The sequence below is a fragment of the Rubritalea sp. genome (assembly GCF_051252225.1).
Taxonomy (GTDB): domain Bacteria; phylum Verrucomicrobiota; class Verrucomicrobiia; order Verrucomicrobiales; family Akkermansiaceae; genus Rubritalea.
On the sequence record NZ_JBPOGE010000006.1, the window covers coordinates 83,692 to 110,439 of the forward strand.

General features: G+C 45.7%; 24 protein-coding genes. 11 read left to right on the top strand and 13 right to left on the bottom strand.

All coding sequences use genetic code 11. The annotated features are described in order from the left end of the window. Positions 1 to 372 precede the first annotated feature (372 nt). Together tnpA and ACSHX2_RS07700 are read right to left on the bottom strand one after the other, a co-directional pair. Positions 373 to 819 (bottom strand): IS200/IS605 family transposase, encoded by a 447-nt coding sequence (gene tnpA / locus ACSHX2_RS07695; protein ID WP_435692182.1) that lies wholly within the window; start codon positions 817 to 819, stop codon positions 373 to 375. A 256-nt stretch (positions 820 to 1,075) separates the two neighbouring features. Next, complete coding sequence (locus ACSHX2_RS07700; RefSeq protein WP_435692184.1) at positions 1,076 to 2,131, bottom strand: tRNA dihydrouridine synthase; 1,056 nt, start codon at positions 2,129 to 2,131, stop codon at positions 1,076 to 1,078. Positions 2,132 to 2,250: 119 nt separating this feature from the next. Here ACSHX2_RS07700 and msrB point away from each other — a divergent pair, with 119 nt between their 5' ends. Then, positions 2,251 to 2,769, top strand: a complete 519-nt coding sequence (gene msrB, locus ACSHX2_RS07705) for a peptide-methionine (R)-S-oxide reductase MsrB (protein ID WP_435692186.1) — start codon at positions 2,251 to 2,253, stop codon at positions 2,767 to 2,769. Positions 2,770 to 2,812: 43 nt separating this feature from the next. On the opposite strand, the gene ribD is transcribed toward msrB, so the two are convergent. The 3 genes from ribD to rimK all read right to left on the bottom strand — a co-directional run bounded on the left by ribD (position 2,813) and on the right by rimK (position 5,986). After that, positions 2,813 to 3,901, bottom strand: coding sequence for a bifunctional diaminohydroxyphosphoribosylaminopyrimidine deaminase/5-amino-6-(5-phosphoribosylamino)uracil reductase RibD (ribD, locus tag ACSHX2_RS07710; protein WP_435692188.1), 1,089 nt, complete (start codon positions 3,899 to 3,901; stop codon positions 2,813 to 2,815). A gap of 102 nt (positions 3,902 to 4,003) precedes the next feature. After that, positions 4,004 to 5,074, bottom strand: coding sequence for a succinylglutamate desuccinylase/aspartoacylase family protein (locus ACSHX2_RS07715; RefSeq protein ID WP_435692189.1), 1,071 nt, complete (start codon positions 5,072 to 5,074; stop codon positions 4,004 to 4,006). A 3-nt stretch (positions 5,075 to 5,077) separates the two neighbouring features. Then, the gene (gene rimK, locus ACSHX2_RS07720) at positions 5,078 to 5,986 is read right to left on the bottom strand and encodes a 30S ribosomal protein S6--L-glutamate ligase (protein ID WP_435692191.1); all 909 of its coding nucleotides are present in this window, start codon (positions 5,984 to 5,986) and stop codon (positions 5,078 to 5,080) included. A 630-nt stretch (positions 5,987 to 6,616) separates the two neighbouring features. Here rimK and ACSHX2_RS07725 point away from each other — a divergent pair. After that, a complete protein-coding gene (locus tag ACSHX2_RS07725) occupies positions 6,617 to 7,162 on the top strand; it encodes a hypothetical protein (RefSeq protein ID WP_435692193.1) in 546 nt (181 codons plus the stop codon). A 95-nt stretch (positions 7,163 to 7,257) separates the two neighbouring features. Further along, positions 7,258 to 8,634, top strand: a complete 1,377-nt coding sequence (locus tag ACSHX2_RS07730) for an FAD-binding oxidoreductase (protein WP_435692195.1) — start codon at positions 7,258 to 7,260, stop codon at positions 8,632 to 8,634. A gap of 5 nt (positions 8,635 to 8,639) precedes the next feature. Here the strand turns inward: ACSHX2_RS07730 and ACSHX2_RS07735 are convergent, their stop codons facing one another. From ACSHX2_RS07735 to ACSHX2_RS07745, 3 genes are all read right to left on the bottom strand, one after another. Then, a complete protein-coding gene (locus tag ACSHX2_RS07735) occupies positions 8,640 to 9,506 on the bottom strand; it encodes a hypothetical protein (RefSeq protein WP_435692196.1) in 867 nt (288 codons plus the stop codon). 15 nt (positions 9,507 to 9,521) lie between these two features. After that, positions 9,522 to 11,024, bottom strand: a complete 1,503-nt coding sequence (locus tag ACSHX2_RS07740) for a trypsin-like peptidase domain-containing protein (protein WP_435692198.1) — start codon at positions 11,022 to 11,024, stop codon at positions 9,522 to 9,524. Between the two features lie 75 nt (positions 11,025 to 11,099). After that, on the bottom strand, positions 11,100 to 12,908 hold the full coding sequence (locus ACSHX2_RS07745) for a hypothetical protein (RefSeq protein ID WP_435692200.1): 1,809 nt from the start codon (positions 12,906 to 12,908) through the stop codon (positions 11,100 to 11,102). Positions 12,909 to 13,031: 123 nt separating this feature from the next. Here ACSHX2_RS07745 and ACSHX2_RS07750 point away from each other — a divergent pair, with 123 nt between their 5' ends. Then, positions 13,032 to 13,445: an acyl-CoA thioesterase gene (locus ACSHX2_RS07750; RefSeq protein WP_435692202.1), complete on the top strand. Its 414-nt coding sequence runs from the start codon at positions 13,032 to 13,034 to the stop codon at positions 13,443 to 13,445. 17 nt (positions 13,446 to 13,462) lie between these two features. On the opposite strand, the gene ACSHX2_RS07755 is transcribed toward ACSHX2_RS07750, so the two are convergent. Genes ACSHX2_RS07755 through mnmG form a run of 3 tightly spaced genes read right to left on the bottom strand, consistent with a single transcriptional unit; the run spans position 13,463 to position 17,197 of the window. Then, the gene (locus ACSHX2_RS07755) at positions 13,463 to 14,833 is read right to left on the bottom strand and encodes a hypothetical protein (protein WP_435692204.1); all 1,371 of its coding nucleotides are present in this window, start codon (positions 14,831 to 14,833) and stop codon (positions 13,463 to 13,465) included. A gap of 59 nt (positions 14,834 to 14,892) precedes the next feature. Then, positions 14,893 to 15,333, bottom strand: coding sequence for a DUF1499 domain-containing protein (locus ACSHX2_RS07760; protein ID WP_435692206.1), 441 nt, complete (start codon positions 15,331 to 15,333; stop codon positions 14,893 to 14,895). Continuing rightward, positions 15,326 to 17,197 carry a tRNA uridine-5-carboxymethylaminomethyl(34) synthesis enzyme MnmG gene (mnmG, locus tag ACSHX2_RS07765; protein WP_435692208.1) on the bottom strand — a complete coding sequence of 624 codons (1,872 nt, stop codon included), beginning with the start codon at positions 17,195 to 17,197 and terminating at the stop codon, positions 15,326 to 15,328. Before mnmG ends, ACSHX2_RS07760 begins: the two co-directional genes overlap by 8 nt. A 256-nt stretch (positions 17,198 to 17,453) precedes the next feature. Between mnmG and pdhA the strand changes: the two genes are divergently transcribed. From pdhA to ACSHX2_RS07785, 4 genes are all read left to right on the top strand, one after another. Further along, a complete protein-coding gene (pdhA, locus tag ACSHX2_RS07770) occupies positions 17,454 to 18,518 on the top strand; it encodes a pyruvate dehydrogenase (acetyl-transferring) E1 component subunit alpha (RefSeq protein WP_435692210.1) in 1,065 nt (354 codons plus the stop codon). A 35-nt stretch (positions 18,519 to 18,553) separates the two neighbouring features. Beyond that, entirely contained in the window at positions 18,554 to 19,537 is a 984-nt protein-coding gene (locus ACSHX2_RS07775) for an alpha-ketoacid dehydrogenase subunit beta (RefSeq protein ID WP_435692212.1), read from the top strand. A 183-nt stretch (positions 19,538 to 19,720) separates the two neighbouring features. After that, the gene (locus ACSHX2_RS07780; protein WP_435692214.1) at positions 19,721 to 20,089 is read left to right on the top strand and encodes a hypothetical protein; all 369 of its coding nucleotides are present in this window, start codon (positions 19,721 to 19,723) and stop codon (positions 20,087 to 20,089) included. Positions 20,090 to 20,274: 185 nt separating this feature from the next. Next, on the top strand, positions 20,275 to 21,546 hold the full coding sequence (locus tag ACSHX2_RS07785; RefSeq protein ID WP_435692215.1) for a pyruvate dehydrogenase complex dihydrolipoamide acetyltransferase: 1,272 nt from the start codon (positions 20,275 to 20,277) through the stop codon (positions 21,544 to 21,546). 88 nt (positions 21,547 to 21,634) lie between these two features. Here the strand turns inward: ACSHX2_RS07785 and ACSHX2_RS07790 are convergent, their stop codons facing one another. Next, positions 21,635 to 22,201: a hypothetical protein gene (locus ACSHX2_RS07790; RefSeq protein WP_435692217.1), complete on the bottom strand. Its 567-nt coding sequence runs from the start codon at positions 22,199 to 22,201 to the stop codon at positions 21,635 to 21,637. A gap of 159 nt (positions 22,202 to 22,360) precedes the next feature. Between ACSHX2_RS07790 and ACSHX2_RS07795 the strand changes: the two genes are divergently transcribed. The 3 genes from ACSHX2_RS07795 (at position 22,361) to ACSHX2_RS07805 (ending at position 25,133) form a co-directional block, all read left to right on the top strand. After that, a complete protein-coding gene (locus tag ACSHX2_RS07795; RefSeq protein ID WP_435692219.1) occupies positions 22,361 to 22,768 on the top strand; it encodes a DUF4259 domain-containing protein in 408 nt (135 codons plus the stop codon). Positions 22,769 to 22,899: 131 nt separating this feature from the next. After that, the gene (locus tag ACSHX2_RS07800) at positions 22,900 to 24,162 is read left to right on the top strand and encodes a Glu/Leu/Phe/Val family dehydrogenase (RefSeq protein ID WP_435692221.1); all 1,263 of its coding nucleotides are present in this window, start codon (positions 22,900 to 22,902) and stop codon (positions 24,160 to 24,162) included. After that, complete coding sequence (locus ACSHX2_RS07805) at positions 24,159 to 25,133, top strand: MDR family NADPH-dependent oxidoreductase (RefSeq protein ID WP_435692223.1); 975 nt, start codon at positions 24,159 to 24,161, stop codon at positions 25,131 to 25,133. The genes ACSHX2_RS07800 and ACSHX2_RS07805 overlap by 4 nt, the downstream gene beginning before the upstream one ends. On the opposite strand, the gene rtcR is transcribed toward ACSHX2_RS07805, so the two are convergent. Further along, positions 25,130 to 26,728 (bottom strand): RNA repair transcriptional activator RtcR, encoded by a 1,599-nt coding sequence (gene rtcR, locus ACSHX2_RS07810; RefSeq protein WP_435692224.1) that lies wholly within the window; start codon positions 26,726 to 26,728, stop codon positions 25,130 to 25,132. The genes ACSHX2_RS07805 and rtcR overlap by 4 nt on opposite strands. Positions 26,729 to 26,748: the final 20 nt, after the last annotated feature.

Sequence of the window (26,748 nt, forward strand, 5' to 3'; positions counted from 1 at the left end):
GACTCCCCCCCTATGGATTGGCTCCGCCTACTCCATAGGCTTATATGAATTTCAGCGATGCTGAATTTTATTTAAACCAGATAATACTCTACGGGATCCCATATTAGGTTCTTCAACCACTACCACAAATAATGGGGCCCTTTTTATTCCAGCTAAGCTATGATCCTATATTTCGTAGAAATACCCATTCAAAGAGCTTCACTTTGAACGTAAAGCACCAAAGACGGCACATCATAATATTCTAGCCCCATCGAAGACTTTGCCAGAATCGCCAAAGGCGATACTTCATACCAGCCTACCGTGAAAAGCGCAGCTCAAACGGTAGGTCTTGTCCAGTTCAGTTCCCTTGGCTGAAAGCCAAGTTCATCTCGCCTAATCCCAAAGGTAAGTCTCATCATATTCCATCTGATACTTCTTCAAGATCTTCAGATATTCCTCCTGAAAACTGAGTTTCATGTGATGCTCTTCTTGGCGATCGATATAATCTAACAAATCCGATAAACTGCACGGGCTCACCGAAAATGCGCCATAACCACGTTGCCATTGGAATACTTCAATCCCCTCGCGTTTCAGCCAAAGAGTAGACTGCCTTTTGATGTGGCCAACTAACTCTGCTAGCTCACACGTTCTTGGTTGAAGCAAAGCCAAATGTACATGGTCTGCCACTCCACCCACTCGATAACATTCCCAACCGTGATCACGCGCTAAACTGGCAAGGTAAGCGTGTAATCGTGATTTAATCTGATCGTTTATGCTAGGTGAGCGCTCTTTCGTACTAAACACCAAATGAATCACCACTTTGGATAAGCTTTGCGACATAGTAGACGACAATACTATGAACGTATGCGTCTAACCAGTTGAAAGGCGCTACTTATGAACTTGGCCTTCAGCCAAGTAAAATAATGTATCTATTTCCTACCGTTTGAGCTGCGCTCTTCACGGTAGGCTGCTATGATGTTCAGCTTTGCTGAACCTTGCGAACCTTGCGAACCTTGCGAACCTTGCTGAACCTTGCGAACCTTGCGAACCTTGCGAACCTTGCGAACCTTGCTGAACCTTGCGAACCTTGCGAACCTTAGCTTTTTTGACTTTCTTGGTCCTCTAGCAACTTACTAAATCCAGAAAACAACTTAGACTCCACTGGTGGAGTATCTGGAAGTTTGCGGTCATCTGACATAAACGTGTCACAGGCATCGAAGAAGCCAGCTTGAGTCTTCACGCGGCGAATTTGATATTCGAACTCTTCATCAATGCCTTGAGCTATGTACGCCATGTACTTTTTCATACGATTCACGTGACTTTGCTCAACGTAAGTCTTCCTTTTCTCATTTTCTGCGACTGCGTAATAGAGCGCAGTGACATAACCATGGAGATCTTTACGCGTAGGAACAATAATCTCACGACCTTCATAACTGTCCTTTAGTTGCTGGAAAAGCCAAGGGCTTCGGATCGCCCCTCTACCTACCATTAAGCCTGCAGCCCCCGTTTGCGCGTGGTACGCCTTTCCGGTCGCCACATTCACCACATTACCATTGGCTATCACTGGGCAATCCATTTCATCGACTGCCTGCTTCACTAGGTCTGCATGTACAGGAGTTCTGTATTGCTCACGCACAGTACGACCATGAATAGTGAGTACATCAATCGCATGCTTTTTAAAGATCGAGAGAATCTGATCAAACTCTTCATGCGTCTCAAATCCAACACGAGTCTTTACGGTGAAGCGCCCCTCTATGGTATCTCTCAGCGCACCGAGGATAGAGTCGACATGGTTTAACAACCTGAGCAATCCTCCACCCGCATTTTTCTTATAAACGGTGGGAGCTGGACAACCGAGGTTAAGATCCACACCCGCGACTTGGTACTGTATGAGCTGTTTCGTAGACCGCACAAGCGCGGGAATGTCCTCTCCTATCATCTGCGCAAAAACAGGTTTGCCGGTCTGATTATCAGTGATTGAACGCAGAATTTTTTTCTCTAAGCTCGAATCTCGGTGCACTCGAAAATACTCAGTGACGTAGTAGTCGGGGCCACCATAGCTATCGACCACGCCCATAAAGGCGAGATCTGTAATGTCCTGCATAGGTGCTAGGACTAGTGCTGGGCGGTGATCTGGAATGAGTGAAAGCATGTTTCAGAACCAGCCGTAACAAAAAAACAAAGGGAAGCAAGCCCATGCATTGACCCAGCTCTTGACTCGCCTTTCTTGAAAAGTCCGAATAAATTACAAAGATGATGACTCCCACCACTATGAAGCACAAACTCCTCATCACTATCTCAACATTGGCGCTCACTGTGGTAGCCTGCCAATCTAAACCCAAAGAACTCATGGAAACAGCATCTGATAAGCCCGTCCCACCTGTCGAAAAAGTCGAAAAATCTGAAGCCGAATGGAAAGCCCAGCTCACACCTGAACAATTTCGCGTGGCCCGCAAATCCGGCACTGAAGCCGCCAACGGTAAGGTCTACAAACAATTCAAAGAACAAGGTGCTGGCACCTACTATTGTGTGGGCTGTAATGCTGAACTCTTTAGCTCGAACGAAAAATTCGATTCACGCTGCGGCTGGCCGTCCTTCTACGACCCGGCAAATGCAAAAAACGTGAAGGCGATTACTGACTATTCAGGCGGCATGGTACGCACTGAAGTCAAATGCGCAGTCTGCGATGCCCACCTCGGCCACGTATTTAAAGGTGAAGGATTCAACACTCCCACCGATAAACGTTATTGTATCAACGGAGTAGTGCTTAAATTTGTGGCAGATAAGTAGAATAGTTTATTGGTTTATCAGCTGCGTGCTCGGCGAGCCAGCCCTACCCTCGGTCCACCACTCCGCGGATCAGGGTGTCTTGGCCTATACTCTGGGAGCTTACTTCTTTTAGCCTAAGGCTGGATTTAAAATGATCTCCAAGACCGAAACCAAAATCTTCGCCGCCAGTGATGATCGGAGCGTAAAAGAGTTGGTATTCATCGATCAGTTCAGCTTCCGCGAACTGGCGCATGAGCTTTCCTCCGCACTCTAACAAAACACTATTGCAGTCATGATCAGCAAGGTCTCGAAGGACTTCCTCGAGTGGTTTGTCCTGATAGATCAGTGTTCTTTCTTTGTGCTCGTCAGTAAAAAGGTGAAATTCTTGTGGAAGCGATTCTCTCCCTGAATAAGTGAGCACTACGCGCCAAGGTTGTTGCTTGTTAGGAGAGTTATTCTCGCTGCGGAGCGTGAGACGTGGATTATCACGTCTCACAGTTTTTCCGCCAACAATGATAGCATCTACCTGCGCGCGCAGCTGATGAACGATCTCGCGCGATTCAGGGCTTGTGAGCCATTGTCCTTCGCTTGGTGGCCGGGTGATACGGCCGTCTAAGCTCATCGCTGTTTTAGCAACCACCCAGGGAAGCCCAGTGGTTATACGCTTAGCGAATGGACGTAGTAGAAGCTCGCATCGCTCTCTGAGCACACCTGAGCTTATTTCCACACCCTTGCTTTTTAATAAACTATCAGCTGCTCCAGCATGGTCAGGGTTCGGATCAACGGCACCATAGACCACTCTCGCTATTCCGTTTTCTAAGATACCGGAAGTACAAGCTGGGGTGCGCCCCGCGGTTGAGCACGGTTCTAAGGTTACATAAATGGTCGCTCCTTTTAATGCGTCTTCACCGTGTTTCGCTACGACATCAGCTATCGCCTCGCGTTCCGCGTGCGGTAAGCCAGCCTTCTGGTGATAGCCTGCTCCTAGCTCTTTTTGATCTTTCACGACAACTGCTCCCACCGCCGGATTTGGGCTCGTAAGTCCAGCACCTTTCCAGCCTTCTTCGAGCGCACGCGCCATCCATTTATCATCTTCTAAATCTAGTTCAGAAGAGATGTTAGAATTTACTAGAGTATCGCTGCGGTCGCTCATGCTAGGTATTTATCACATTGCCGCGGATTTAGCCAATCCGACGTCGAACTCAGAAAGTCAGACGCTAAATTTCAACAAATTTAAAGAGAACTCAGTGAGGTGTTAGAGTAAGGCATCTGGACTCTGGTAAGGCACAGCATGATCTTCATCGTCTTCGTCAATCACAAGTGACTGGTCGATGTATTTATCTTGAGCCGATTCTAAATCTGATAGCAATGCCACATGAAAAAGAGCATCGCCTTCGTCAGTAATTCCTTCGTTTGTACGTCCAATAAGAATCCCTTGTCGTGGAGCAACAACAGCGGTCTCTTTAGTCCCCATAGGATCTGAGATGAAACCTAATTCACTGCCAGCTTCAATCATAGCTCCCAAAGGAACTAAGGGGGTGAAAAGCCCTCCCATTTCTGCACGAATCCAGTAACTTTTTGGACTAAATATCGTCTTATCTCTATGACGCTCAACCCTTTTAAGTTTTGCTAACATTCCGATTTCACGCATCACAGAAAATATACCACGGTAGGCAGTCTTAATCGATTGAGCTTCTAATCGTAGTGCTTCACCACCTTCAAACAACAAGACTGGCTTGCCTTGCTGTTGGCATAAATTACGGAAAGAGCCTTCTCTAGCAGGGGCGACTATAGTCACGTCAGCCCCAAAAACCTTTGCCAAAGCTAAGCTCGCTTCATCGCCTTTTGTCACTCTGAGCTGTGGTAAATTTGGTCGATTGACTGCTCCTGTGTGGAGGTCGATGAGAAAGTCTGCTTTCGAAACTAAGCTCTGGCTCAGAACGTCTGCAACTCTGGACCCCAAGGAACCAGATGAAGAACCAGGGAAAAGGCGATTTAGATCTCGTCTATCAGGAAGGTATCTCGAGCGATTAAGGAAGCCTGGAACATTGACAATCGGTAGGGCGAGAATCGTTCCTTTTAGGGAACGGATGCCTGAGGAACGAATAATTCTACGAATCGTTTCTACCCCATTTAGCTCATCCCCATGAATACAGCCCGTGAGCAAAAGCACTGGACCCTTCCGGCGTCCGTGAATCACTAAGACTTCTAGATCAACTTGCGAGTTGTTTCTAAATACGCCAACGGGCAGTTTAATGATTTTGCGTTCGCCAGGCTTAACTACTTCACCATTAAGCTCAAAAGGCGCCGATAATTCTCTGTTCATTACTTAATAGCTTTTTCCTCGCTGAATTTTATTACCATTTGCAGCCTTAGATTCCATCCACTTAATAATAGATCCTGCCACATTCTTACCTGTTGCGACCTCAATTCCTTCAAGACCCGGTGAGGAATTTACTTCCATGACAACTGGACCAGAGTTCGACCTCAATAGGTCCACTCCAGCTAAACCAAGCCCCATTATTTTCGCTGCCATCACTGCTGTAGCTCTCTCAGCAGGCGTAATTTTTACAAGTGTCGCTGCACCACCTCTGTGGAGGTTCGAGCGGAATTCTCCTTCACCTCCTTGTCTCTTCATCGCAGCTACTACTTTATCACCCACCACTAAGCAGCGAATGTCTGCTCCGTTTGCTTCCTTGACGAAATCTTGAACGAGGATGTTGGCATCGAGTCCACGGAAAGCTTCGATCACAGACTCGGCGGCTTTTTGTGTTTCAGTCAATACTACTCCTACACCCTGTGTGCCCTCTAACAATTTAATAACCACTGGAGCGCCACCACAAAGCTTAATGAGCGAACCCGTAGCCTTGGTGTCATGAGCGAATGTAGTGACAGGTAAGCCTACGTTTTTACGAGATAGAAGCTGAAGGCTTCTAAGTTTATCACGCGAGCGAGAAATGGCGTCAGAGCCATTAACTGAATATGTGCCCATCATTTCAAATTGTCTAACGACCGCAGTTCCAAAGAATGTCTTGGAAGCACCAATCCGAGGAATGATCGCATCAATATCATTTAACTCGCGCTCTCTAATGTAAATCGACGGTTTCTGAGTCGTGATGTTCATGTAGCATTTGAGATAGTCGATGACCTCTGCTTCATGACCCGCGGCATTAGCTTCCTCAAGTAAACGTCTTGTAGAGTAAAGATCTGGGTTTCTTGAGAGTATTGCAATTTTCATTATATAAAATGTTTAGAAGGCTGACTCGTCAGAACAAGTACCAAGTGAGTCCGCGTTTATCTGATACAAATTAATCAACAAATCGACACATTTTTCGAGTTACTGTAAGTATCCCAAATTTGTTAATTATTCAGTGAGATTCACTCTAAATCTCTATGAAAAAAAGCCGCACCTTACAAAGGCATCTCAGCTCAGAAAAGAACTAGATTTGTACGTTAATTGGAATGTTAATAAGTGTTGGTAAGGTTCCTCACCATTGTGAATAAGCTGTGAATTGGTAATAACTGTTAATAAGTTTTAGTGTTCATTACTCGCTACGGGAGAGTCTATTTAGAAGATGATAAAGTTATTCACACTGTTCTCACATCGGATCTGAATTGATAGTTTAATGAGTTACACCTAAAATGGAGAGTTATTCACACGCTTAAGAAGGAGATGTTTTTGAACCTTTAAAAAAGAATATAATATACCGTGTGAACAAAGTGCACTTTTTTAGAGGAAAGTTCGTTTGTGGAAAAGTAAATTGAGGGAATCATTTTCCTGTTTTGGGATACCATATTCTCTGCTAGTCTATTCGATGCTATGGATCAAAACTTCTGTAGCGCACACCTAACCTAAGAAAATTGTTATATGAAAAAAACCATGACACTGATGGTGGCAGCATTGTTGTTGCCACTTAGCAGTATTGCAGAAGAAGAGCTCACTAGCAAAGAGCGTGCTCAGAAAGTTGAGCAATATTATAAATTAGCCGAGAAGTCCTACATTGATGGTGACCTCGTAAAAACGCAACAGGCACTTCAACGGTCGCTTGCTCTGAACCCTCAACATGGTCCATCTTATGCTCTGGCAATTAAGACACGTCAAAATAGAGCTAAATTTGGGATTCAAGCACGCCAGAGAGAACTGGCGAAAGTGATTCTTCCTGAAATTGATTTCAATGACCTACCATTCGAGGACGTGCTTCGTGATCTCAATGATCTAATAGAACAAACTACTGATGGAGTGGTAACACCGAATATGGTTCTGATAGATAAGAATGATTCGATCAAACAGAAGAAGGTCACTTTAAAAATGAAACAAGTGCCAGCGACAGTCGTTTTAGATTATGTTTTGAATATCGCAGGAGCGACTGCAAAATATGATCAGTATTCGATTACGATCCGACCACATGACTAACAGAGTATAAGCTTAAGCATATTTTTTATAGAAGCCATTCATCTTCGGGGTGAGTGGCTTTTGACTTTATGAGAAGAGTCATTAGGATGCCTCGCGTGAGCACACTTTATGATGATCTTTGTCAGCTTGTCCCAGCTGAGCACGTTTCTATTTCTAAAAATGATATCGAAGTCCATCGCATCGATAAATGGTACGCAGCAGCGGATCCAGATGTGGTAGTCTTCGCTCAGACCACTGAACAAGTGGCTGCTGTGATGCAGTATGCAAATACGCACGAGGTTCCCGTATACACGCGTGGAGCGGGTGTGGGCTATGTTGGAGGCTGTGTGCCTGTACGAGGCGGTATTGCCCTATCTGTGGCACAAATGAATAAGATCTTAGAGGTCAATACAGGTGACGGTGTGGCGGTAGTTCAGCCCGGTGTGATTACTGGACATTTACAAGAAGCTGCAAGAGAGAAAGGCTGGTACTATCCGCCTGATCCAGCATCGTTGAAAGAATGTTCAATTGGTGGAAATATTGCGACCAATGCTGGTGGTCCGCGTTGTCTTAAATACGGCGTGACCAAACAGTACGTCTTAGGTCTTGAGGTGGTGACGGCTTCTGGAGAGATCATGCGCGTCGGTGGCCGTTGTCATAAGAATAAAACCGGCTTTGATCTTACGACATTGATGTGTGGTTCGGAAGGAATGTTAGGCGTCGTGACTGAAGCTACCTTACGTATTATCCCCCACCCTGAAACAAGAGGAATGTTAGGTGCCTCATTCGTCGATTTTGCAGCAGCAGCAGCAGCAGTGCAGGCTATTCTCGATGCGGGTATTTTGCCGAGTGCTCTGGAGATTACGGATGCATTCACGCTCGCAGCGGCGAGAGATTATTTAGGTGAAGATAGTTTACCTCCTGGAGATGCCTACTTGATGGTGGAGATAGACGGTCGCGTGAGTTCGGTGAAAAACGAGCTAGAAGGCCTCACAACGCTCTTGAGCGAGCTAGGGGCACTCCGTATTAACGAAGCTGCTGATGAAGAAGCCTGTGAGGATATATGGCAGCTTAGACGTGATTTCTCCTATTCACTGAAACACACGGGACTGACAAAGCTGAATGAAGATGTAGTGGTACCGCGCAGTAAGTTGGTCGATCTGGTGAATTTCGCTTGTCAGCTTCAGAAAGATACAGGCATTTCAGTGGCGTGTTTTGGACATGCGGGTGATGGCAATATCCACACAAATTTAATGGTGGAAGATTATTCTGATCCAGTGATTAAGGCTAAGGCTGACGCAGCAGTCGATAAGCTCTTCACATGGGTGTTAGAAAATGATGGCGCCATCACTGGTGAGCACGGTGTAGGCTTAGCTAAAAAACCATGGATTAAGAAAGCGCTCGGTCCTGTGAGTTTCGATGTACACCAGCAGATTAAAAAAGCGCTAGATCCAAAAGGGATTCTCAACCCTGGGAAATTTTTAGACGAGTAAGGAGGTTAAAACTCTTTAGTAGCATGCACCCATTTCGCAGCTTCTAGCAGAGATTTGGGTGGTGAAGGCATGTGGCCGCCGTCGAAGCGAAATACTTTAACGGTGGCTTTGTACTTTTTACTCAAGAATTCGCCATCTGGTATTTCGTAGCGTATTGCTCCTTCATCTTTTTTGCCATTGACCATAGCCACTGCCATGTTGCGGGGGTAGCGGTAATCATGTTCATTGTTCATCCAGCCACCTTGGCTAATGATTCCTGCAGTATCTTTAGCGTATGTTCTGCTAGATCGAAAGGACCACCAACCTCCACCTGATGATCCTGAGAAGACGACTTTATCCTGATCTATATGAAACTTTTTGAGGGCTATCTTATAGATGATTTCACAGTCCTTGATGATGGCTGTTATGCCATCCCCTTCTTTCACACGCTTATTGCTATAGGCTTCGATACCAACTAGAACCCAGCCTAGCTCATCCGAAGCAGGTTTGAAGTTATCGATTAGCTTTTTAACTTTCCCGCTGGCTCCAAAAATAAAGCAGACTGGAGACTCTTCTTCGTTTGGATCGTAGCTTGGAGGCAAATAGGAATACCATACTCCCTTCTCGCAACTTTCTTCAAGGTGTTGTTCAAAGTGTGCCTTTCTAGGTTTGCTTTCCTCTTGTTTAATATTTGTTAGATACTCTCGATCGGAGAGACAAAGGTCGGTCTTTTTTAGGGAGTAAGATTGGTTTCGAATCTTGAGAGTAACATTCGAATCATCTTGAGAAAGGTAGGTTCCTGCTACTGAATTCCCTGAGCTAAATTTAGTCCAGTTGCGAACTTCATAGGATAGGCCTTGTAATTGTAAAAAGGTCGATACCAAACATGTCATGGTGCTTAATTTCACTTAATTACTTTGAAGTTGTGGAATAATAACAGGAGCTGGTAGTACTTCATCACCCCTCAAAATAAAGCATTCTGTCTGACCCTTAGGAGCGGACATTTCTATGATTCCATAGAACTCGTTAGGTTGGTTGATCCGGTATTTGTTGACCTGATAGATGATGTCGTTCGGCTCGACTAATCCGTAGGCTAGGGAATCATCAAGTACGCGAGTCACGCGTACGCCCATGATACCTTGTCTCCGGTGATGGTTGTTGAGGAAGGTAACGACTATTCCTACGTCGCCAAGTATGCGCTCAGCTTGACTTATTTCAGAAGAGGCTGGAATAATGGCGAGTTCCTTATTGAATTCTTCAATGGTGACAGTGAGTTCCTTTTCCGCTTTATCTCGCCATATAGAAACTGGATAAGATTTTCCTATTTCGGCGCGTTGAATCATGCCGAAGAGGTGTTCGGCATCACGGACAACACGGCTGTCAAAACTGATGATGATGTCATCTTTTTTTAGTCCAGCTTTAGCTGCCGGGGTTCCAGGGCCAATATCACTAATGAGGGTGCCAAATTCATTATCGTAATCGAGCTCTTTTTGGATCGTTTCAATTAATTGATCAGAAGAAATACCTAAGAATCCACGAATGGGTTTCCCTCGCTCACAGATATTGAGAAAAGTGCGCTCAACGATATTAGATGGAATGGAAAAGCTAATCCCTTGGGAGCTCTGTTTCTTTTCATCATTGCTATAAATGTTTGAATTAATGCCGATAATCTCGCCATAGATATTGACGAGTGGGCCGCCAGAGTAGCCAGGGTTGATGGCTGCGGAGCTCTGGAAAAGTTCACCCTGAAGGTCTGATATCGAGCGTTCTCTAGCAGATATTACCCCTTGAGTAATTGATTTCCCAATACCGAAAGGGTTACCAAATGCGAGGACGATATTACCCTCCCTTACTTTGTCAGAGTCGCCAAACGGGAGTGCACGAAAGGGGCCTGTCGCTTTGATTTTTAGTACAGCAATATCGAGTGAAGAGTCTGTACCTATTACGCTCGCTTCGTGAGAGATGCCGTTAGCCAATTGTACGCTAATCTGCTGCATATTTGTGATCACATGGTAATTAGTGATCACATGTCCTTCTTGACTGACGATGACTCCAGAGCCTTGGCCTGATGTGTTTGAGGTTTGCGTATGAATTTTTCCGAAACGGTCTCTTACGCGAGCATCCTTAGTGCCAGAAGTATTGATGCTAACTACGGAGGGCATGACTACTGAACTGATTCGAGAATACTCATCGTTCAACTGACTCAGTAGACTGACGTCTTTTTTATCAATGAGTGGCTCGGTAGCTAGAGTAACATTCTCAATTTGGTCTTCTGAAAAATCTGGGCCTGTATGGTTGATGAATTCTAGTAATCCAGAGGTCCCGTTAAGCTGCCTAGCAACTGTAACTAGTAGGAAAGAACTCAGTATCACAATAGTGATTACGAGAAATCGTCTGTATCCATCTTTCATAGTGTGGCGCTAGTCTGTTATCAAATGTACCAAGGAGCAAGCCACTTCCAGATCGCTCCCCTTTTTACCGTTAGACTAATTTTTGCCAATTAATTGGGCGGCCTGAATACTCAACGTGTTGAACATGCTTTTGAGTTCACGTATATCATCGTCATATGATTTGGCGTAATATGACTGTCTCACAGATTCATAATCCGAACTTTTCAGTTTAGATCTACCCGCGGACTGAAGTGTTTTCGCGAAATTATCTACGTTAGTTAAAATATTTCTGTCCTCAGCCGAGGTATGGCGGCGTAAAATTTCTAGATCATTTTCAATTTCATCACCTAAAGAAATGAGTTTTTCTGCCCCTTCAGTATCATGATAAGTGGATGAGACCGATGGCTTCACTTTTTCAAGAACTGTATTAATCTCGTATCCAAGATACTTAGTATCTATCGTATTAGCTTTTTCATTACTGCCTAAAATAAGTAACATTTTTGCAGAAAGGTGGCGTGGATTTAGCGCGAGTACTTCTTTCAATTTTGACCTTACATGGCTGTTTGTAGCCATTGATCGGGTTGATTTACCCTCTAAGACTTCTTGGATTTCTTTAAATATTGCAGAAGCTTTTGTTAGGTTCTCATCCAGCTTAACACCTCGGTAGCTACGCGAATCTTTGAGGTCATCGACGACAAAAATTTCCTGACGGATAAATAAATCAGAATCCGTAGTAACTAATAGTTGGCGTAAGTCCCCTACTGCACCATTAGCTACTAAAATACGGTGATTTTTTTCGAGCTTGATCAGCTCAGGTATATAGTCCCAAAAGCGAGCATTTCTGGTAAACTCACCAGAAGTATTTTGACCCATAGCCACTAGGAGGTTAGGTGGAAGTAGCTGATTTAACAGAGAGGCATCAAGAATGATGGATGCTGATGCTGCGAGGACATCAACGTCAGTTGATTTACTCAGTGGGCTATTGATGTTGATAGTGATCTCTGAGCTTTTAAATCCATCTGGCCATTCTTTTTGTAGGATAGTGGATAATTGCAGCGCGAGCTTATATTTACCTGAAGAAATCGAGTTTAGGCTTTCAGAATTGAAAGTAATCTTATTCGAAGAACTGTTTTCTTTCGCCCTGACAGGAACGTTGACTTTATTAACGGTGTCAAAAGATTCCTTATCTATGGTGAACGATAGTGGCGCTAAAACACTTTGCGTAGCTATCTTCCATTCAGCTAGTTTGGGGGCTTCCGGCACTTGGTCTAATTTCTCAATGAATATGTCATCGAGTGGAGCATTATTAAAGAGTCCCCCGGTAGGTTCTTCGCTATGATTGACCCGTTGAGTATCGATCAGGGCTACCTCTGGGTTCACTGAAAAATCAGCGAGCGGAGCGACTATATGATCCCATGAGTGAGTGATAGGATCCTCGCTTCGATAATGTGGATTATTGGGATGAAGGCTATGCAGTGTGTTTTTGAGACGTTGAGCAAGCTGGTTGGCCTCGGTTCCCTGCTTCTTATTTCCAAGATACTGAAGGATGAGAGCGAGCGAGGCGTCTTCGACAGATGCTGGGTTTAGGGGTGGAGCCTCAGTGAGCTCTCTCTCTCTATTCAATAGTGTTCTATTGGTACTTTCGAGCTGGTCGTTGTGAGGGTCCAACTGAGTTACTATAGCGATGAGTTTAGCACAGTATCGGAGAGATTCAGGAGTGTACTCAGGTTGCGATACTGAGACTTGTAGTAATGTTGAAGCGAGTTCGTGCATCGTCACTACGTCCAAAGGAAGCTGATCTACTTTGATAAATATGCTGTCAGTAGGTGGCACGTAGACAGCAGCAATTGGTGTGGCACCATAGAGCGCGCTGCTTAAAAGAATCGAAAGAGCTAAGGGTTTCATGGTGTGTGATCAGGTGCCTTGAGTTTTAGAGCTTACTTAGATCTACGGTGATGAAGCAAGAATAGTTACAAGATCATGTGAAGGGCACTTGCGCTGCATTGTTTTCGCCATTATTGCTAGCTCATGTCTGATTCTCTACCTAGCTATGAAACTCAGGAAGAAGTGATGTTTTTTGATACCGATATCGGCGGTGTCGTTCATAACATAGCCTATCTCAGAATGATCGAAACGTGTCGTACCAAGCTAGCTACTGAGAAGATGGGGATGAACCTCAAAGCGATGGCTAATACGAACCTTTATCCAGTAGTAGTACGTACTGAGATCGACTATAAATTTCCAGCTACTTTAGGTCACAAGCTTACTATTAGAGGTAGTCTCGAGAGCCTTGATCGCGCGAAATTCTGGGTCAGTTTTGAAGTGTATGCAGAAGGTGTAGAGCGTTGCCTTATCACCTGTCGACAAGCTCTAGCAATGGTCAAAATGCCAGAGGGTCGTCCGCAGAGGTTGCCAAAAGAATGGCGTGAGAAATGGGCCTAGAGTGTGCGTGTAAGTACTTATTCTATTGACGATTCTAGTTTTAGTTTCAGTTGAGTAAGCTGCTCATTACTTTCGTTGATGTATTTTTCTTTTCTTCGAGCTCTCATAGATTTTACATCATCCCTAGTGTCCGTGTAATATCCGTCTCTTGTTGCATCGTAGTAGCTTGTATTAAAAGCTTGTTTCACGAAGATTCTCATAGAATTTTTTAGTACTTCTTCAGTCTGTAATAGATACTGTTTATCTTTGATTCCTACGAGACTTGAAATTGCATCGATCTCCTCTAGAGAGCTTAGTATTTCAGGTTGAATGAGCCTTTCATTCGAAGACAAACTGGGATTTTTAAGAAGTTTTTCTAGAGGCTTTAAATAGTCTAGAAGTAAATAAGTAAGGTAAGGTGGCTCGTATGTTTTTGGACGTGCATCACTACCACTAATTAGTAGAAGTTTTGCCGAGAGATGATTGGGGTTGAGCGTGTAAACTTCTTTCAGTTTTGCGCGCACGTACTTGTTTCTTATCATTGAGGAATTGGGCTTGTCCCGTAACACTCCCTGAACTTCTTTGAATAGAGCGCTTGCCTGACTGATGTCATTTTTTTCATTGATGATAGAAAATTTTCTAGCCTGGTCAAAAGTGTCGGCGGCGATGAATTCTGAATCGATAAAATTGATCTCATGATTTGCCACTATCAATTGCTTTAGATCGTTTTCAGCTTTACTGGGTACGAGGACTCGATCTGGAAACCCCTTGAAATCATTAGGTTCATTATCCCTAAAAATCTCGTTTTTATATTCAGAATTTTGACTAAGTAAGTCAGTGTATACTAATAAATTTGGGTGGAATTTTTTATCTTGAAGCTTTGCATCTGATATCAACGCTAAAGCAGAACTTAGATATGGAGTTCCATTATGATTAAATTGATTAGCTTTGCTTCCGGATCTGACTGCCTCTGTAATCGCTACAGGAAGAATTTTCGCATATACTTTAGGCCAATAATCTTGTTCTTCTAGTAGCCTTTCTATGGCTACAGATATTAGATCTCTGTCCTCTTCTGAAAATTTGAGTCTGAGACCCCTGATGGTTTGTGCGTTCTCTTCATTACTTTCTTGGTTGAGAAAAGCTATTTTTAATGTTGCTGGTTTATCAGATATAGTTGTCGTGTATACTATACCCGAATGGGAATTATGTCCCGCTTTACTTATCGTACTTGTAGAACCTTTCGGCAAGGTCACTATCCAATGTTCTTGAAAATCACCTATAGATAGTGGTTCCATTGGACTACTTTTTTCTTCAGTCTTCTTGTTCCCATTGTCGTCAAAAACTATTTGTGCTGGAGAGATGGCATGAAGTGACCCAAGACAGAAAATTACACACAGAAATATTTTCATATTAGAACTACAGTTCTTTTAAAATTGGATTAAATTCAAGCCTAAATCTCCGCAAGAAATTATTCTAAAATGCGTTTGATGCTTTCTACGCGTCTCGCGTTCGAGCCACGGTCTGAATACCCTACGCGGCTTGAGGAGCGAAGATGGATTACCTTTGCTTTATAGTCGAAGCGGGCCTCGAAGTCTTCCTCAAAGCCCCACAGTGGGGTTTTGAAGACAACATGTAGGTAATCCTGATGAATTACCACAAAGCGTCCTGAGAGGCTTTCTACAGTGTCTTTAAGGTTTTCCCAGCAATCACCCTCGTTAGCTACTAGGGGAGCTATATTGGCCGTTTCTCCTTCGCTACAGACGCTATTAGGAGAATGGTTGTTTGGAGCAAGCTGCCCACCGATGATACCATGTGCAGCATTACGGGTATGTGACCAGACGGCGAGGAGTTTGAGTGCGAGCACTCCCCCGCCTGCTGTGACAGCTAGTAGCTCCAGAATATTAGACATCGGACTCTTTCTTTTTCTTATCGAGCCAGATGGAAAGTAGCGCGACATCTGCAGGCGTGATACCCGCAATGCGACCAGCCTGGCCGAGAGTTTGTGGTCTGATTGTTGAGAAACTTTGCTTCGCTTCACGTTTCAAACCTGCAATGGTCTCGTAGTCGAGATCCTCAGGGATCTTCTTATTTTCCATTTTGGAAAGACGTTCAACTTGCTTTTGTTGGCGGTCTAGGTGGCCTGAGTACTTAAAATCGGTTTCAACTATTTGCCAGAGTTCACTCGACCATTTTTCACGCATCTCTAGCGGGAGATCTTGCCAAGTATTCTCAGCGCGACGGAACCATTTATCGAGTCGAGTCTGTTGGTAGGTAGTTTCCCTAACGAATTTAGAAGCATCAGCGATACTCGCTATTTTTTGTTCGGTAAATTCCTTACGGTCCTCACTGACTAGTCCCCTTTCGGCAGCTCTTGGCGTGAGCCTAATATCGGAATTATCCTGACGTAAGAGGAGTCTGTACTCAGCGCGGCTAGTGAACATACGATAAGGTTCATTACAACCTTTGGTAACTAGATCATCGATCATCACACCGATATAGGACTCATCACGGCCGAGAATATAGGGCTCTTCTCCGCGTACTTTAAATGCTGCATTGGCGCCTGCCATGAGGCCCTGAGCTGCTGCTTCTTCGTAGCCAGAGGTACCATTGATCTGACCGGCGAAATAGAGGTTCTCAATACGCTTGGTTTCAAGTGTAGGGAGTAGCTGAGTCGGTGGGCAATAGTCGTATTCGACGGCGTAACCTGGTCGAATAATTTCAGCATTCTCTAGTCCTACAATCGACTGAATAAATTCGAGCTGAACATCATATGGTAGTGATGTCGAAACACCGTTGATGTAGCATTCTAAACTATGGCGACCCTCTGGTTCGATGAATATCTGATGGCGTTCCTTCTCAGCAAACTTGACGACCTTGTCTTCAATGGATGGGCAATAGCGTGGACCGAGAGATTCAATTTTCCCTGAATACATCGGCGATTGGTGGAGGTTATCGGCGATTATTTTGTGGGTACTGGGGTTGGTATAAGTGATCCAGCATGGAACTTGTTCCACGTGGAACTTTGGGTCACCCCATGGGTTGAGTGTGAAGATATCGTCTGGCTCACGGGTAATAGTGTGTGCCATGTAGGAAAATTTAGGTGCTGGGCTGTCACCGCCTTGGCGTTCGCATTTCGTGTAGTCGATGGAGCGTCCATTTATACGACATGGTGTGCCTGTTTTGAAGCGCTCCACATCGAAGCCTAAATGCTTGAGGCTGTCACTCACGGTCGAAATGGCATCGCCCATGCGACCACCCTTCTCATTCTTTAAACCCACGTGCATCAGCCCGCGCATAAAAGTGCCTGCGGAGAGGATCACTGACTTTGCTCTGATTTCCATCTGCAGGCTGGTTTGTACACCATAGACCTTGTCGTTCTTTACTAGAATTTCAGCGACGTTTCCTTGATGGAGATCGAGGTTTTCTTGACCCTCGATGATGCGCTTCATGCGGAACTGGTAAGCTTTTTTGTCACACTGTGCTCGCGGAGCTCTGACACTTGGACCTTTTTTCGCATTGAGCATACGAAACTGAATAGCTGTAGCGTCGGTGTTAAGTCCCATCGCACCGCCTAGAGCATCAATTTCGCGAACCATGTGCCCTTTCGCTAATCCCCCAATAGCCGGGTTACATGACATAGCCCCAATAGTATCGAGGTTCTGGGTTAGCATCGCCACGGAACAACCAAGACGCGCTGCAGCCAATGCGGCTTCAACGCCAGCGTGGCCTGCACCAATGACGAGTACGTCGTATTCTTTAGGATAGCGGAACATAGAGGCTGAAACTTACTCTTGCGGTTTTAGAAGGCAAGCAGGTATTCATGCAGTTAGGTGTTCCACGTGGAACATAAGACTTGTAGTGCGAATCCTTAAATTCTGTTCCACGTGGAACAATGAAAAAAATTCATCCTATAGGATGGAATAGGCGTGGATCGGTGTAGTTTCGGACTTGCGGAGAGTGGTTAAAGGGTCTAATCAAGAGCAACAAAGACTATCTCGGAGGAGATCAAACTTTAACTCATAAGTAATTATGGCAATGACTACTGACTATTCTCAGGCACCTATTAACCAGCAGCTTTCCGCAGAAGACAAGATAGACCTCTTTAGGCAACTCGCACGTATACGTCGTTTCGAGCAGGCTACACAGAAGCCTTATTCCCAAGGGAAGATGGGTGGTTTTCTCCACCTTTACATCGGGCAAGAGTCCGTTGCTTTGGGTACTATTTCACTCTGTGGTAAGCACGATCATGTTATCACAGCGTACCGCTGCCATGCACACGCACTCGCATGTGGCATGGAAATGAATGAGTGTATGGCTGAGCTTTTCGGTAAGGCAACTGGTTGTTCAAAGGGCAAAGGTGGGTCGATGCACTTCTTCGCACCTGATAAAAATTTCTGGGGCGGTCACGGTATCGTTGGTGGTCAAACACCGCTTGGCCTCGGTCTCGCATTTGGTGAAAAGTTTAAAGGTAACAAAGGAGCATGTCTATGTTACATGGGCGATGGTGCTATTAATCAAGGAGCATTCCACGAGTCTCTTAACATTGCCCAGCTCTTCAGTATTCCTGTAGTCTACATCATTGAAAACAATGGCTATTCTATGGGTACTAGTCAGAAGCGCTCCTCAGCATACAAGGATTGTCTCGCACAGCGCGCAGAAGCTTATGATATGGCCTGGGATACTGTGAATGGTGAAGATCTCTACGAAGTTCGTGCTAAGACTCAGGCTGCGCTTGAACGTGCGCACAAGGAGAGTAAGCCTACGGTTCTCGAAATTGCGACTTACCGTTACTATGGCCACTCTGTAGCAGACGCGAACCATAAGAAGTACCGTACACCTGAAGAGATCGAAGATTATAAAAAGAATCATGATCCAGTACTTCTCTGGAGGTCTCAGCTTATTTCAGAAGGTATTGTTACTGATGAAGAAGCCACAGCGATCGATAAAGAAGCTAAGAAAGAAGCAGCAGCTTCAGTGAAATTTGCAGAAGAGTCCCCTTACCCAACAGTAGAAGATGTCTTCGATGATGTGTACTGGGAAGTCGATAATGGTACCGAGGCTGGTAAGACTGGTCGCCATTTCTTTAATGATTAATCCCCTTTCACCTAACTACTAACCATTCTTTTACAATGAGAGAAATCGAATACAGAGACGCGCTCAACGAAGCCTTTGATGAAGAGCTTGCACGCGATGAGAACGTCGTACTAATGGGTGAAGAGATTGCCCAATATAATGGTGCTTATAAAGTCACTCGTGGTCTATGGGACAAGTGGGGCGACAAGCGTGTGATGGACATGCCTATTTCTGAAGCTGGCTTCATAGGTATGGGCGTTGGCGCCTCAATGCTTGGCGTTCGCCCAGTGATGGAGCTTATGTTCTGGTCCTTCCACTCCGTAGCATTTGACCAATTGGTGAATAATGCAGCGAACGTACGCTACATGTCCGGTGGTCTGTGTAACTGCCCAATCGTAATACGTGGCCCTGCTAACGGTGGTACAAACGTAGGAGCTACTCACTCACACACACCAGAAGGACTTTTCGCTTCTTTCCCAGGTTTGAAAGTAATTTCCCCAGCTACAGCAGCAGATGCTAAAGGGCTGATGAAGAGCGCTATTCGTGATAATGACCCTGTGTATGTGATGGAAAACACCCTTCTTTATGGTGTCAAAGGCCCTGTGCCAGACCCAGAAGATGGTGATTTCACTATCCCGCTAGGTGTTGCGGATATCAAACGCGAAGGCACTGATGTGACTCTTATTGCACATGGCCGCAGTGTACTCGTAGCGCTCGAAGCAGCCGAGAAACTACAAGCTGAGCACAATATTAATGCCGAGGTAGTCGACCTTCGTTCGATCCGCCCTCTTGACCAGGACGCGATCATTAATTCTGTAAAGAAGACGAATCGCGCAGTAATAGTTGATGAATCTAAACCGTTCTGCGGTGTTTCGGCTCAGATTACGACACTCATCCAAGAGTATGCTTTTGATTCTTTAGACGCACCTATCAAGCGTGTTTGTTCGCTCGACGCTCCGGCTATCTACTCCCCTGCTGTCGAATCCGAGCAGTTACCTACAGCAACTAAAGTGATCAAAGCGGTTCTTAGTATTGCATAGATTTGATAATTTAGAATAAATATAAATTTCAAGGGTGGTCATAATGGCCACCCTTTTTAATATCTTTAATTTCATATAATAATATCTTTTAACTGTATTAATATAGGCGATTTATATTAATTTGATATTTCTATAAAATTTATTTGAAAGATTCATTGAGGAAACTAACATCTGAGCTTATCTATGAAATCCGCACTAAAAATCCTATCGCTTGCATTGGTGGCAATGCTATTCTCTTCCTGCTCTCAGGACGCCATCTACTATGATGCTAGTGGTAACTCTGTGACTCATTCTTCTGAAATGAGTTCTAAAGGCAAGTTTGTCGAGCCTGCACCAGTACTGGTAGAGTATGTTGCTGAGCCTGCACCAGTGGTTGTTAAGAAGAAGAAAGCGAAAAAACAAAGCTGCACAAAGTGCCTTTCTTCTTTCTGTCCTAAGCCTGATTGCTGTGGAAGCATAGGTGAAAATGTTCTTTCCCGCGCGACGATGCAAGGTGGTACAGGCGAGCCTCAGCTTGGCCTTATTCCAACTATGAAGACACTCGCTCCTTAAGAAGAAAAAGTTTAAAAAAAATCAATTTGAGAAACCCGTTAGGTAATTTTACTTAACGGGTTTTTTTATGATGAAAATTATTTGAGTTAAAAAGTTAAAGGATTCCTACACATTCGACTTGCTCAACGTATAAGAATGGAGAAAAAAGGTGTCTACACTTTCTTCAATCACCACTTTAAAAAATTATGCCTATTAATATCGAAATGCCAAAGCTCTCGGACACGATGACTGAGGGTACCCTTGTCACCTGGCGCAAGCAGGTTGGAGACGAGGTCGAAGTCGGCGACATTATTGCTGAGATAGAGACAGACAAAGCTACCATGGAAATGGAAGCATTTGATGAAGGCACCATCATAGAAGTTTGCGTAGCAGAGGGGACTAAAGCTCCTGTCGGCGCTGTACTCGCAGTTCTTGCTGAAGAAGACGAAGATGTTTCTGACGCTACTCCTGCTCCAAAATCTGCGGCTGCTCCAGCGGCTGCGGCAAGCACTACTACAGCTTCCGCTACGCCAGCGGTTGCAGCTCCTGCACCTGTAGTAGAAGATGGTACACGTATTCGTGTCTCACCACTCGCTCGTAAGATCGCAGCCGATAAGGGTGTCGACCTTAGTACTGTTTCAGGTACTGGCCCAAGTGGTCGTATCGTAGCAGCAGATGTTGAAGCTGCTAAGGCTGCTCCGGTAGCGTCAGCTTCACCAGCGTCAGTTTCTACTGCAGCTCCAGTAGCTAGTGCTGCACCACAGGGGATTCGCCCATCAGTTGGCCCTGATGATAAGGTGGTTCCACTCTCAAGCATGCGTAAAATCATTGCTGATCGTTTACTTACATCGAAAGTGACTATTCCGCATTTCTACCTTCACGTAGAATGTGATGCGGCTCCATTGATGGCGCTACGTAAGCAGATCAACGCTCAGACTGAAGCGACTGGTGGCAATAAATACACGATCAATGACTTCATTGTTAAGGCGATGATTAATGCTGCCCAAGAAGTGCCAGCAGTAAATGCGGCTTACAATGGCGACAGTATCGTTGAGTTTGCTAATATCGGTATCTCGGTAGCTATTGCTGTCGAAGACGGACTTGTGACTCCTGTAGTAAAAGAAGCGCAGAGCAAGTCCCTCCTTACGATCTCTCAGGAAATCAAGGACATGGCTAAGCGCGCTCGCGATAAGAAGCTTAAACCGTCTGAGTTTGATGGTGGTACTATTACTATCTCTAACCTCGGTGCATGGGGTGTAGAAGGCTTTGATGCTATCGTTAACCCACCACAAGCTGCGATTGTCAGCGTTGGTGGAATTATCGAAAAGGCAGTTTCTGTGAACGGTGAGATCAAATCAGGCCTCCGCATGAACTTAGGACTCAGTTGTGATCACCGTGTAATCGATGGCGCAGTAGCTGCGACCTTCCTCAATGCTGTGAAGAGCCTCATTGAGAAGCCAACACTGATGCTCGTCTAAGACAGTTCTAACGAATCGTCAGAGATTCATTTTTTATAAAGCGTGTATCGGTATTCGGTACACGCTTTTTTATTTTACGAACGGTGGGCTAGATCAAGCTTCTCATAGTTTGGATGAGAGTTTCATGGAAAAAATAGAAACAGGTCGGCAGGATTAAGCCAGCGAGAGTTCCACTGATGATAGGAACCCAAGTAGCGTGATATTTCTCCTGAGCTGGGTCAGCAAGTAAGAGGGAACGGTACTTTTGGCTGAATACATCTTCATGCGAGCGTGTTTTGAGTAAGTAAAAGCAAATGATACCAGTCGGTGTTCCCACAGGAAAAATAAACATCATGACGATCGATGCGAAGCGTGCAGGCTTACGTGACCATGGGTCAAAATAGCGCATTCCCCAGCCAAGCAAAATGTAAGCAAAGGAAACCATGAAGAAACAAAAGCTGATAAAGCAGACCGCTAGACTCTGCATGATATAGCTAGCAAGGAAGCCAAAGCTAGATAGACTAAACAAAAGACTTCCAAAAAAGAGGTAGAACCAGCCTACCGCTAATACACAAATTTCATCTTGGGCGTAGTAGCTTCTGAGCTCGCTATCGCTGAATGTAGTCGAGTCTCGTGCTACATTAGATGGTGATTTATAGATGCAGTCGGCCTCCATTGAATAAAATTATGCGGGTTAAGGCTCTGATAAGCAATGATGCATTGCGCTAGAGAGGTATTCAAATTCACTTGATTAAAAAAAACCAGCAAGAGTGGTTGACCACACGAAATGGATACACTAAATCCCAGTTAACACGCTAAACAACGGAACAAAATTATGGCTGCTTGGGGAACAAAAACATTTGAAGAAGACACCGCTAACGATTGGATTCAGGAACTTATCGATGCAGATGATGCACGCGAGTTCATTAATGAATCCCTCAGTACTGAACCAGGCTTCATTGAAGCTGACCAAGGTTCTATTGTTCTAGCTGCGAGTGAGACTCTCATTGCGCTCCTGGACGAGCCACGCATAGGTATTCCTGGCGAGCTTGTGGACTGGGTAGGGGATAACGAGTGTGATGACGTGAGCGACCTGCCAGTATCCGCTTTAGAGTCTATTGATCGTGTTCTCGGCGAAGAATCCGAAATCCGTCAGATTTGGTCTGAAGCTGAAGACTTCGATGAGTGGTTGGAAAACGTTGAGCAGATGCGTGAGGTTCTCGTTTCACTCAGTACTATGTAAGCAGTGCTACACAGACAATTTTCTAAAATGCTCCAGACGGTTCGCCGCTGGGGCATTTTTGTTGCAATATACCCGCATGATCTAACTGATTTTACTTTCGCGCAGCTGTTTAACATGTTTGATTATGGGATATGAAGGAGCACCTCCTTGAAAATCCAGTATTCCGAATGGCGGCTGATCAGTTTGATCGTACAGCCGACTTTTTAAATCTCTCTAAAGATATACGAAAACGCTGTAAGTGGCCAATGCGGCTACTCACGGTGAGTATTCCTATCAAGCTAGATAATGGTGAGACAGAAGTCTTCTATGGCTACCGTGTTCAGCATCAGTTGTCACGTGGGCCGGTGAAGGGTGGCTTGCGCTTTCACCCCAATGTAGAGCTAGGCGAGGTGGCTGCGCTGGCGATGTGGATGAACTGGAAGTGTGCCCTTATGGAGCTACCTTTCGGTGGTGGCAAAGGCGGGGTGGCTTGCGACCCGCGAGACATGAGTGCCGCGGAGTTAGAAAAGCTCACGCGTCGTTACACTTCTGAAATGCTTCCATTTATTGGTCCAGAAACTGATGTGATGGCTCCCGACATGGGAACGAATGAACAGACGATGTCGTGGATGTTAGATGTGTACTCGACCCATGCGGGACACATGGTGCCGGGCATAGTTACTGGTAAGCCGGTAAAGCTCATGGGCTCTGAAGGGCGTACCGCAGCTACTGGTCACGGAGTGGCATTCCTTGCTGCACGAGCTCTCACGAAATGTAAAATCAAGCATGAGACAGCCACTGCGGTGATTCAGGGTTTCGGAAACGTGGGCTACTATGCAGCCTTAACTTTGGAAGGCTTCGGCGTAAGAATTACCGGCATTTCAGATGTGACAGGCGCAATCTTTTCAGCAGAAGGGATCAATGTGAGAAAACTTGCTGAGCATGTGGAACAAACAGGTGGTGTAAAAGGTTATGCAAATGCAGAGCCGATCGATCCAGCAGAATTGCTCGTGCAGAAATGTGATGTGCTCATCCCGGCAGCTCTAGAGCGAGTGATTACAGAGAAAAATGCGGCACAGCTAAAATGCCGAGTTCTAGCAGAAGCTGCAAATGGGCCGACCACTACGAAGGCCGATAAAATCATCGAAGAGCGGGGAGACATTTTCCTCATCCCAGATATTCTCTGTAATGCGGGCGGTGTGACCTGTTCCTACTTTGAATGGGTACAGAACCTCCAGCGCTTTCAGTGGGGTGAGCAAGAAGTGCTCTCAAAGCTCGATACCAAAATGGCAAAGGCATTTGATCGCGTCATCTCATATGCTTCCTATAATAAATTACCACACCGAGTCGCAGCTCTTGCACTGGGCATTAAAGAGGTGGCCGATGTCAAAGAACAACGCGGACTTTTTCCATGATCTCAGTCAGATTCCATAGCTTTGGGAAAGCCGAAGAAGTCACCCAACTCGAAGACATTTCGCTCCCAGCAGTGGGGGAGGGCCAGCTGAAATTGAAAATGCTAGTCGCGCCGATCAACCCGGCGGACCTCAATTTCATTCAGGGGAACTACGGAGTGAAGCCCGAGCTCCCGGCATCGCCCGGTATCGAAGGCTGTGCCGAGGTACTTGAGAGCCGCGCTGTAGGGTTTCAAACTGGGGATAAAGTCATTTTTGTCGAGCGCGTGGGCACTTGGCAGAGCCAACTAGTCTGCGACTCTAGCAAAACATTACGTATTCCCTCTGAAATCGCCCCAGAACAGGCTGCAATGCTCAAAGTGAACCCAGCCACCGCGTGGATGGTACTTCACGGCTACGCTGATTTACGGGCCGGGGACTGGGTGATCCAAAATGCAGCAAACTCAGGGGTGGGGCAGTGTCTCATTCAGATTGCCAAAGAAATGGGGCTAAAAACGCTCAACACCGTGAGACGCGACGGCTTAGAAGTGCAGCTGAAAGCTCTAGGAGCCGATCACGTCTTGTTAGATGAAAAAGACCTCGTGGAGAAAGTCCGTGAGATTTGCGGTGAAAATCTCCCCAAGCTCGCATCGAATGCAGTAGGCGGCGACAGCGCTCTACGGCAAATGGATGCGCTTGCAGAACACGGAACGCAGGTCACCTTCGGAGCCATGAGCATGCGCTCGCTTAAGGTCCCTAACAAGTTTCTCATCTTCAAAGGCATCAGCCTGCGTGGTCTCTGGGTCACCAAGTGGATCGCTGATAGCCCTCGCGAAGAAGTCGCCAACGTTTATCAAGAGCTCGCGCAAATGGTCATCGACGGCAAGCTCACTCAAGCGATCGATACCCTCTACAAACCTGCCGACATCCACCAAGCCCTATCGCACGCCCAACAAGGCGAGCGCAACGGCAAGGTGCTGATTGATTGGCGCTAGACTATTTCGCTGAAGCTGAGGTTGAACTTAGCTAGGTACTTGCGAAGCCGATCACCATCGTTGGTTGATTTGCGTTGTTGTCGAGAAACTACGAAAAGTTTGCGGCCAGCTTCACTGAGGTTGTTCGATTCCTTACATACTTGAATGACATTGGCTAGCTGAGGTCGGTCGAATGGATCGATCTTTTCGACTTGGCGTGCATCAAGGTGATTTTCTAGCTGGGCAGCGGGAGTGTCGGCCTTAGATGGCCGTTGCCAGGCATGTTCGAGCCGTTTAATTTCAGCTTGCACTTCTTCGATCCGGATCCGCCCACGAGGCGCGAAGGTGGCCATGCGGGTGATCGCGGCATTGAGGTCACGGAAATTACCTAACCATGGGCTGTTGTTAGATATTGCGAAGCTGAGGAAGGCTTCTTGAGCCTCCTTATTGAAACTCACGCTATTCCCCGTGCGCTGGCGCAATTTTTTAAGTTCGTAATCGATGTTGGGAGCAATGTCTTCACGTCTCTCAGCGAGACCCGGGAGGGTGAATGTCCAGAGGTTGATGCGGGCTAATAAGTCTTCTCGGAATCGACCTTCAGCGACTTCGTGGCGCAGGTCTTTGTTCGTTCCTGCTATGAGCTGGAAAGAGCTTTTTACTGTCGTGTCAGAACCAACTGGAAGCCATTTCCCTTCCTCCACAGCACGCAGAAGCATGGCTTGTTCGTCGAGCCCGAGCTCTCCAATTTCATCGAGAAAGAGTAATCCTTTATGCGCTTCGCGGAGAAGCCCTTTACGATCGCCGTTTGCTCCAGTGAAGGCGCCTTTCTTGTGTCCGAATAGAGCACCCATCGCCATGTCGCCTCGAAGAGTGGCGCAGTTTACTTCCACAAATTGGCCTTCTAAAGCACTGCGCTGCTGGCGTAGTTCATAGATGCGGCTGGCGAGCTGGCTCTTACCTGCGCCCGTGGGGCCTGTTAATAAAAGCGGGGCATTAGAACGTAGAGAAACGAGTTCGATTTCCTCTATCAGTTGGTTAAACGCCGCATTGTGTGTGCTGATACCTGATTTTAAAAAGTCTTGGGCTTCCTGCTGTTCTTCCACGAGACGCGTCGCGAGCTTGTCATATTTTGAGAGATCCAGATCTATGATCTGATAGCTTCCTGTTTCACGGTTTTTCTCATTTCTGCGCTTCGGACTAGTCTGGATGAGTTTTCCGGGATGTTTGCGGGATTCTGTTAGGAGGAAGAGACAGATCTGCGCCACATGGGTACCAGTGGTCATATGCGCTAGGTAATTGCAGCCTTTGAGGTCGTAGTGCTGCTTACTGAAAAAGTCATAAAGTGTGCCGTAGACTTCCTCAAAATCCCATGGGTTCTTGAGATTCATCAATTCCGACTTCACTGAGGTTTCTGGTGAAACCTGTGCGACGTCTTTTTTAACAGTCTCAAAAAGAGGCTTACTGCGATTGTCGTGGAAGAGCACGAGCTCGTCGACAATGAGATCGTCCTGTTGGCACAAGGATACTGTCGGCCGCCACTTTTCCCAGCGATTCATTTTTCCCACATAATCGAGCTGCGTGCCCAAAAAGCCAAAAACCACATTCTTGCGTGCCATGGTTCCATGGTAGTTCTAGG

Excerpts from the sequence above, each read along its gene's own strand:
- tnpA (WP_435692182.1), bottom strand. The coding sequence starts at position 819 with ATGTCGCAAAGCTTATCCAAAGTGGTGATTCATTTGGTGTTTAGTACG.
- ACSHX2_RS07700 (WP_435692184.1), bottom strand. The coding sequence starts at position 2,131 with ATGCTTTCACTCATTCCAGATCACCGCCCAGCACTAGTCCTAGCACCT.
- msrB (WP_435692186.1), top strand. The coding sequence starts at position 2,251 with ATGAAGCACAAACTCCTCATCACTATCTCAACATTGGCGCTCACTGTG.
- ribD (WP_435692188.1), bottom strand. The coding sequence starts at position 3,901 with ATGAGCGACCGCAGCGATACTCTAGTAAATTCTAACATCTCTTCTGAA.
- ACSHX2_RS07715 (WP_435692189.1), bottom strand. The coding sequence starts at position 5,074 with ATGAACAGAGAATTATCGGCGCCTTTTGAGCTTAATGGTGAAGTAGTT.
- rimK (WP_435692191.1), bottom strand. The coding sequence starts at position 5,986 with ATGAAAATTGCAATACTCTCAAGAAACCCAGATCTTTACTCTACAAGA.
- ACSHX2_RS07725 (WP_435692193.1), top strand. The coding sequence starts at position 6,617 with ATGAAAAAAACCATGACACTGATGGTGGCAGCATTGTTGTTGCCACTT.
- ACSHX2_RS07735 (WP_435692196.1), bottom strand. The coding sequence starts at position 9,506 with ATGACATGTTTGGTATCGACCTTTTTACAATTACAAGGCCTATCCTAT.
- ACSHX2_RS07740 (WP_435692198.1), bottom strand. The coding sequence starts at position 11,024 with ATGAAAGATGGATACAGACGATTTCTCGTAATCACTATTGTGATACTG.
- ACSHX2_RS07745 (WP_435692200.1), bottom strand. The coding sequence starts at position 12,908 with ATGAAACCCTTAGCTCTTTCGATTCTTTTAAGCAGCGCGCTCTATGGT.
- ACSHX2_RS07750 (WP_435692202.1), top strand. The coding sequence starts at position 13,032 with ATGTCTGATTCTCTACCTAGCTATGAAACTCAGGAAGAAGTGATGTTT.
- ACSHX2_RS07755 (WP_435692204.1), bottom strand. The coding sequence starts at position 14,833 with ATGAAAATATTTCTGTGTGTAATTTTCTGTCTTGGGTCACTTCATGCC.
- ACSHX2_RS07760 (WP_435692206.1), bottom strand. The coding sequence starts at position 15,333 with ATGTCTAATATTCTGGAGCTACTAGCTGTCACAGCAGGCGGGGGAGTG.
- mnmG (WP_435692208.1), bottom strand. The coding sequence starts at position 17,197 with ATGTTCCGCTATCCTAAAGAATACGACGTACTCGTCATTGGTGCAGGC.
- pdhA (WP_435692210.1), top strand. The coding sequence starts at position 17,454 with ATGGCAATGACTACTGACTATTCTCAGGCACCTATTAACCAGCAGCTT.
- ACSHX2_RS07775 (WP_435692212.1), top strand. The coding sequence starts at position 18,554 with ATGAGAGAAATCGAATACAGAGACGCGCTCAACGAAGCCTTTGATGAA.
- ACSHX2_RS07780 (WP_435692214.1), top strand. The coding sequence starts at position 19,721 with ATGAAATCCGCACTAAAAATCCTATCGCTTGCATTGGTGGCAATGCTA.
- ACSHX2_RS07785 (WP_435692215.1), top strand. The coding sequence starts at position 20,275 with ATGCCTATTAATATCGAAATGCCAAAGCTCTCGGACACGATGACTGAG.
- ACSHX2_RS07790 (WP_435692217.1), bottom strand. The coding sequence starts at position 22,201 with ATGGAGGCCGACTGCATCTATAAATCACCATCTAATGTAGCACGAGAC.
- ACSHX2_RS07795 (WP_435692219.1), top strand. The coding sequence starts at position 22,361 with ATGGCTGCTTGGGGAACAAAAACATTTGAAGAAGACACCGCTAACGAT.
- ACSHX2_RS07800 (WP_435692221.1), top strand. The coding sequence starts at position 22,900 with ATGAAGGAGCACCTCCTTGAAAATCCAGTATTCCGAATGGCGGCTGAT.
- ACSHX2_RS07805 (WP_435692223.1), top strand. The coding sequence starts at position 24,159 with ATGATCTCAGTCAGATTCCATAGCTTTGGGAAAGCCGAAGAAGTCACC.
- rtcR (WP_435692224.1), bottom strand. The coding sequence starts at position 26,728 with ATGGCACGCAAGAATGTGGTTTTTGGCTTTTTGGGCACGCAGCTCGAT.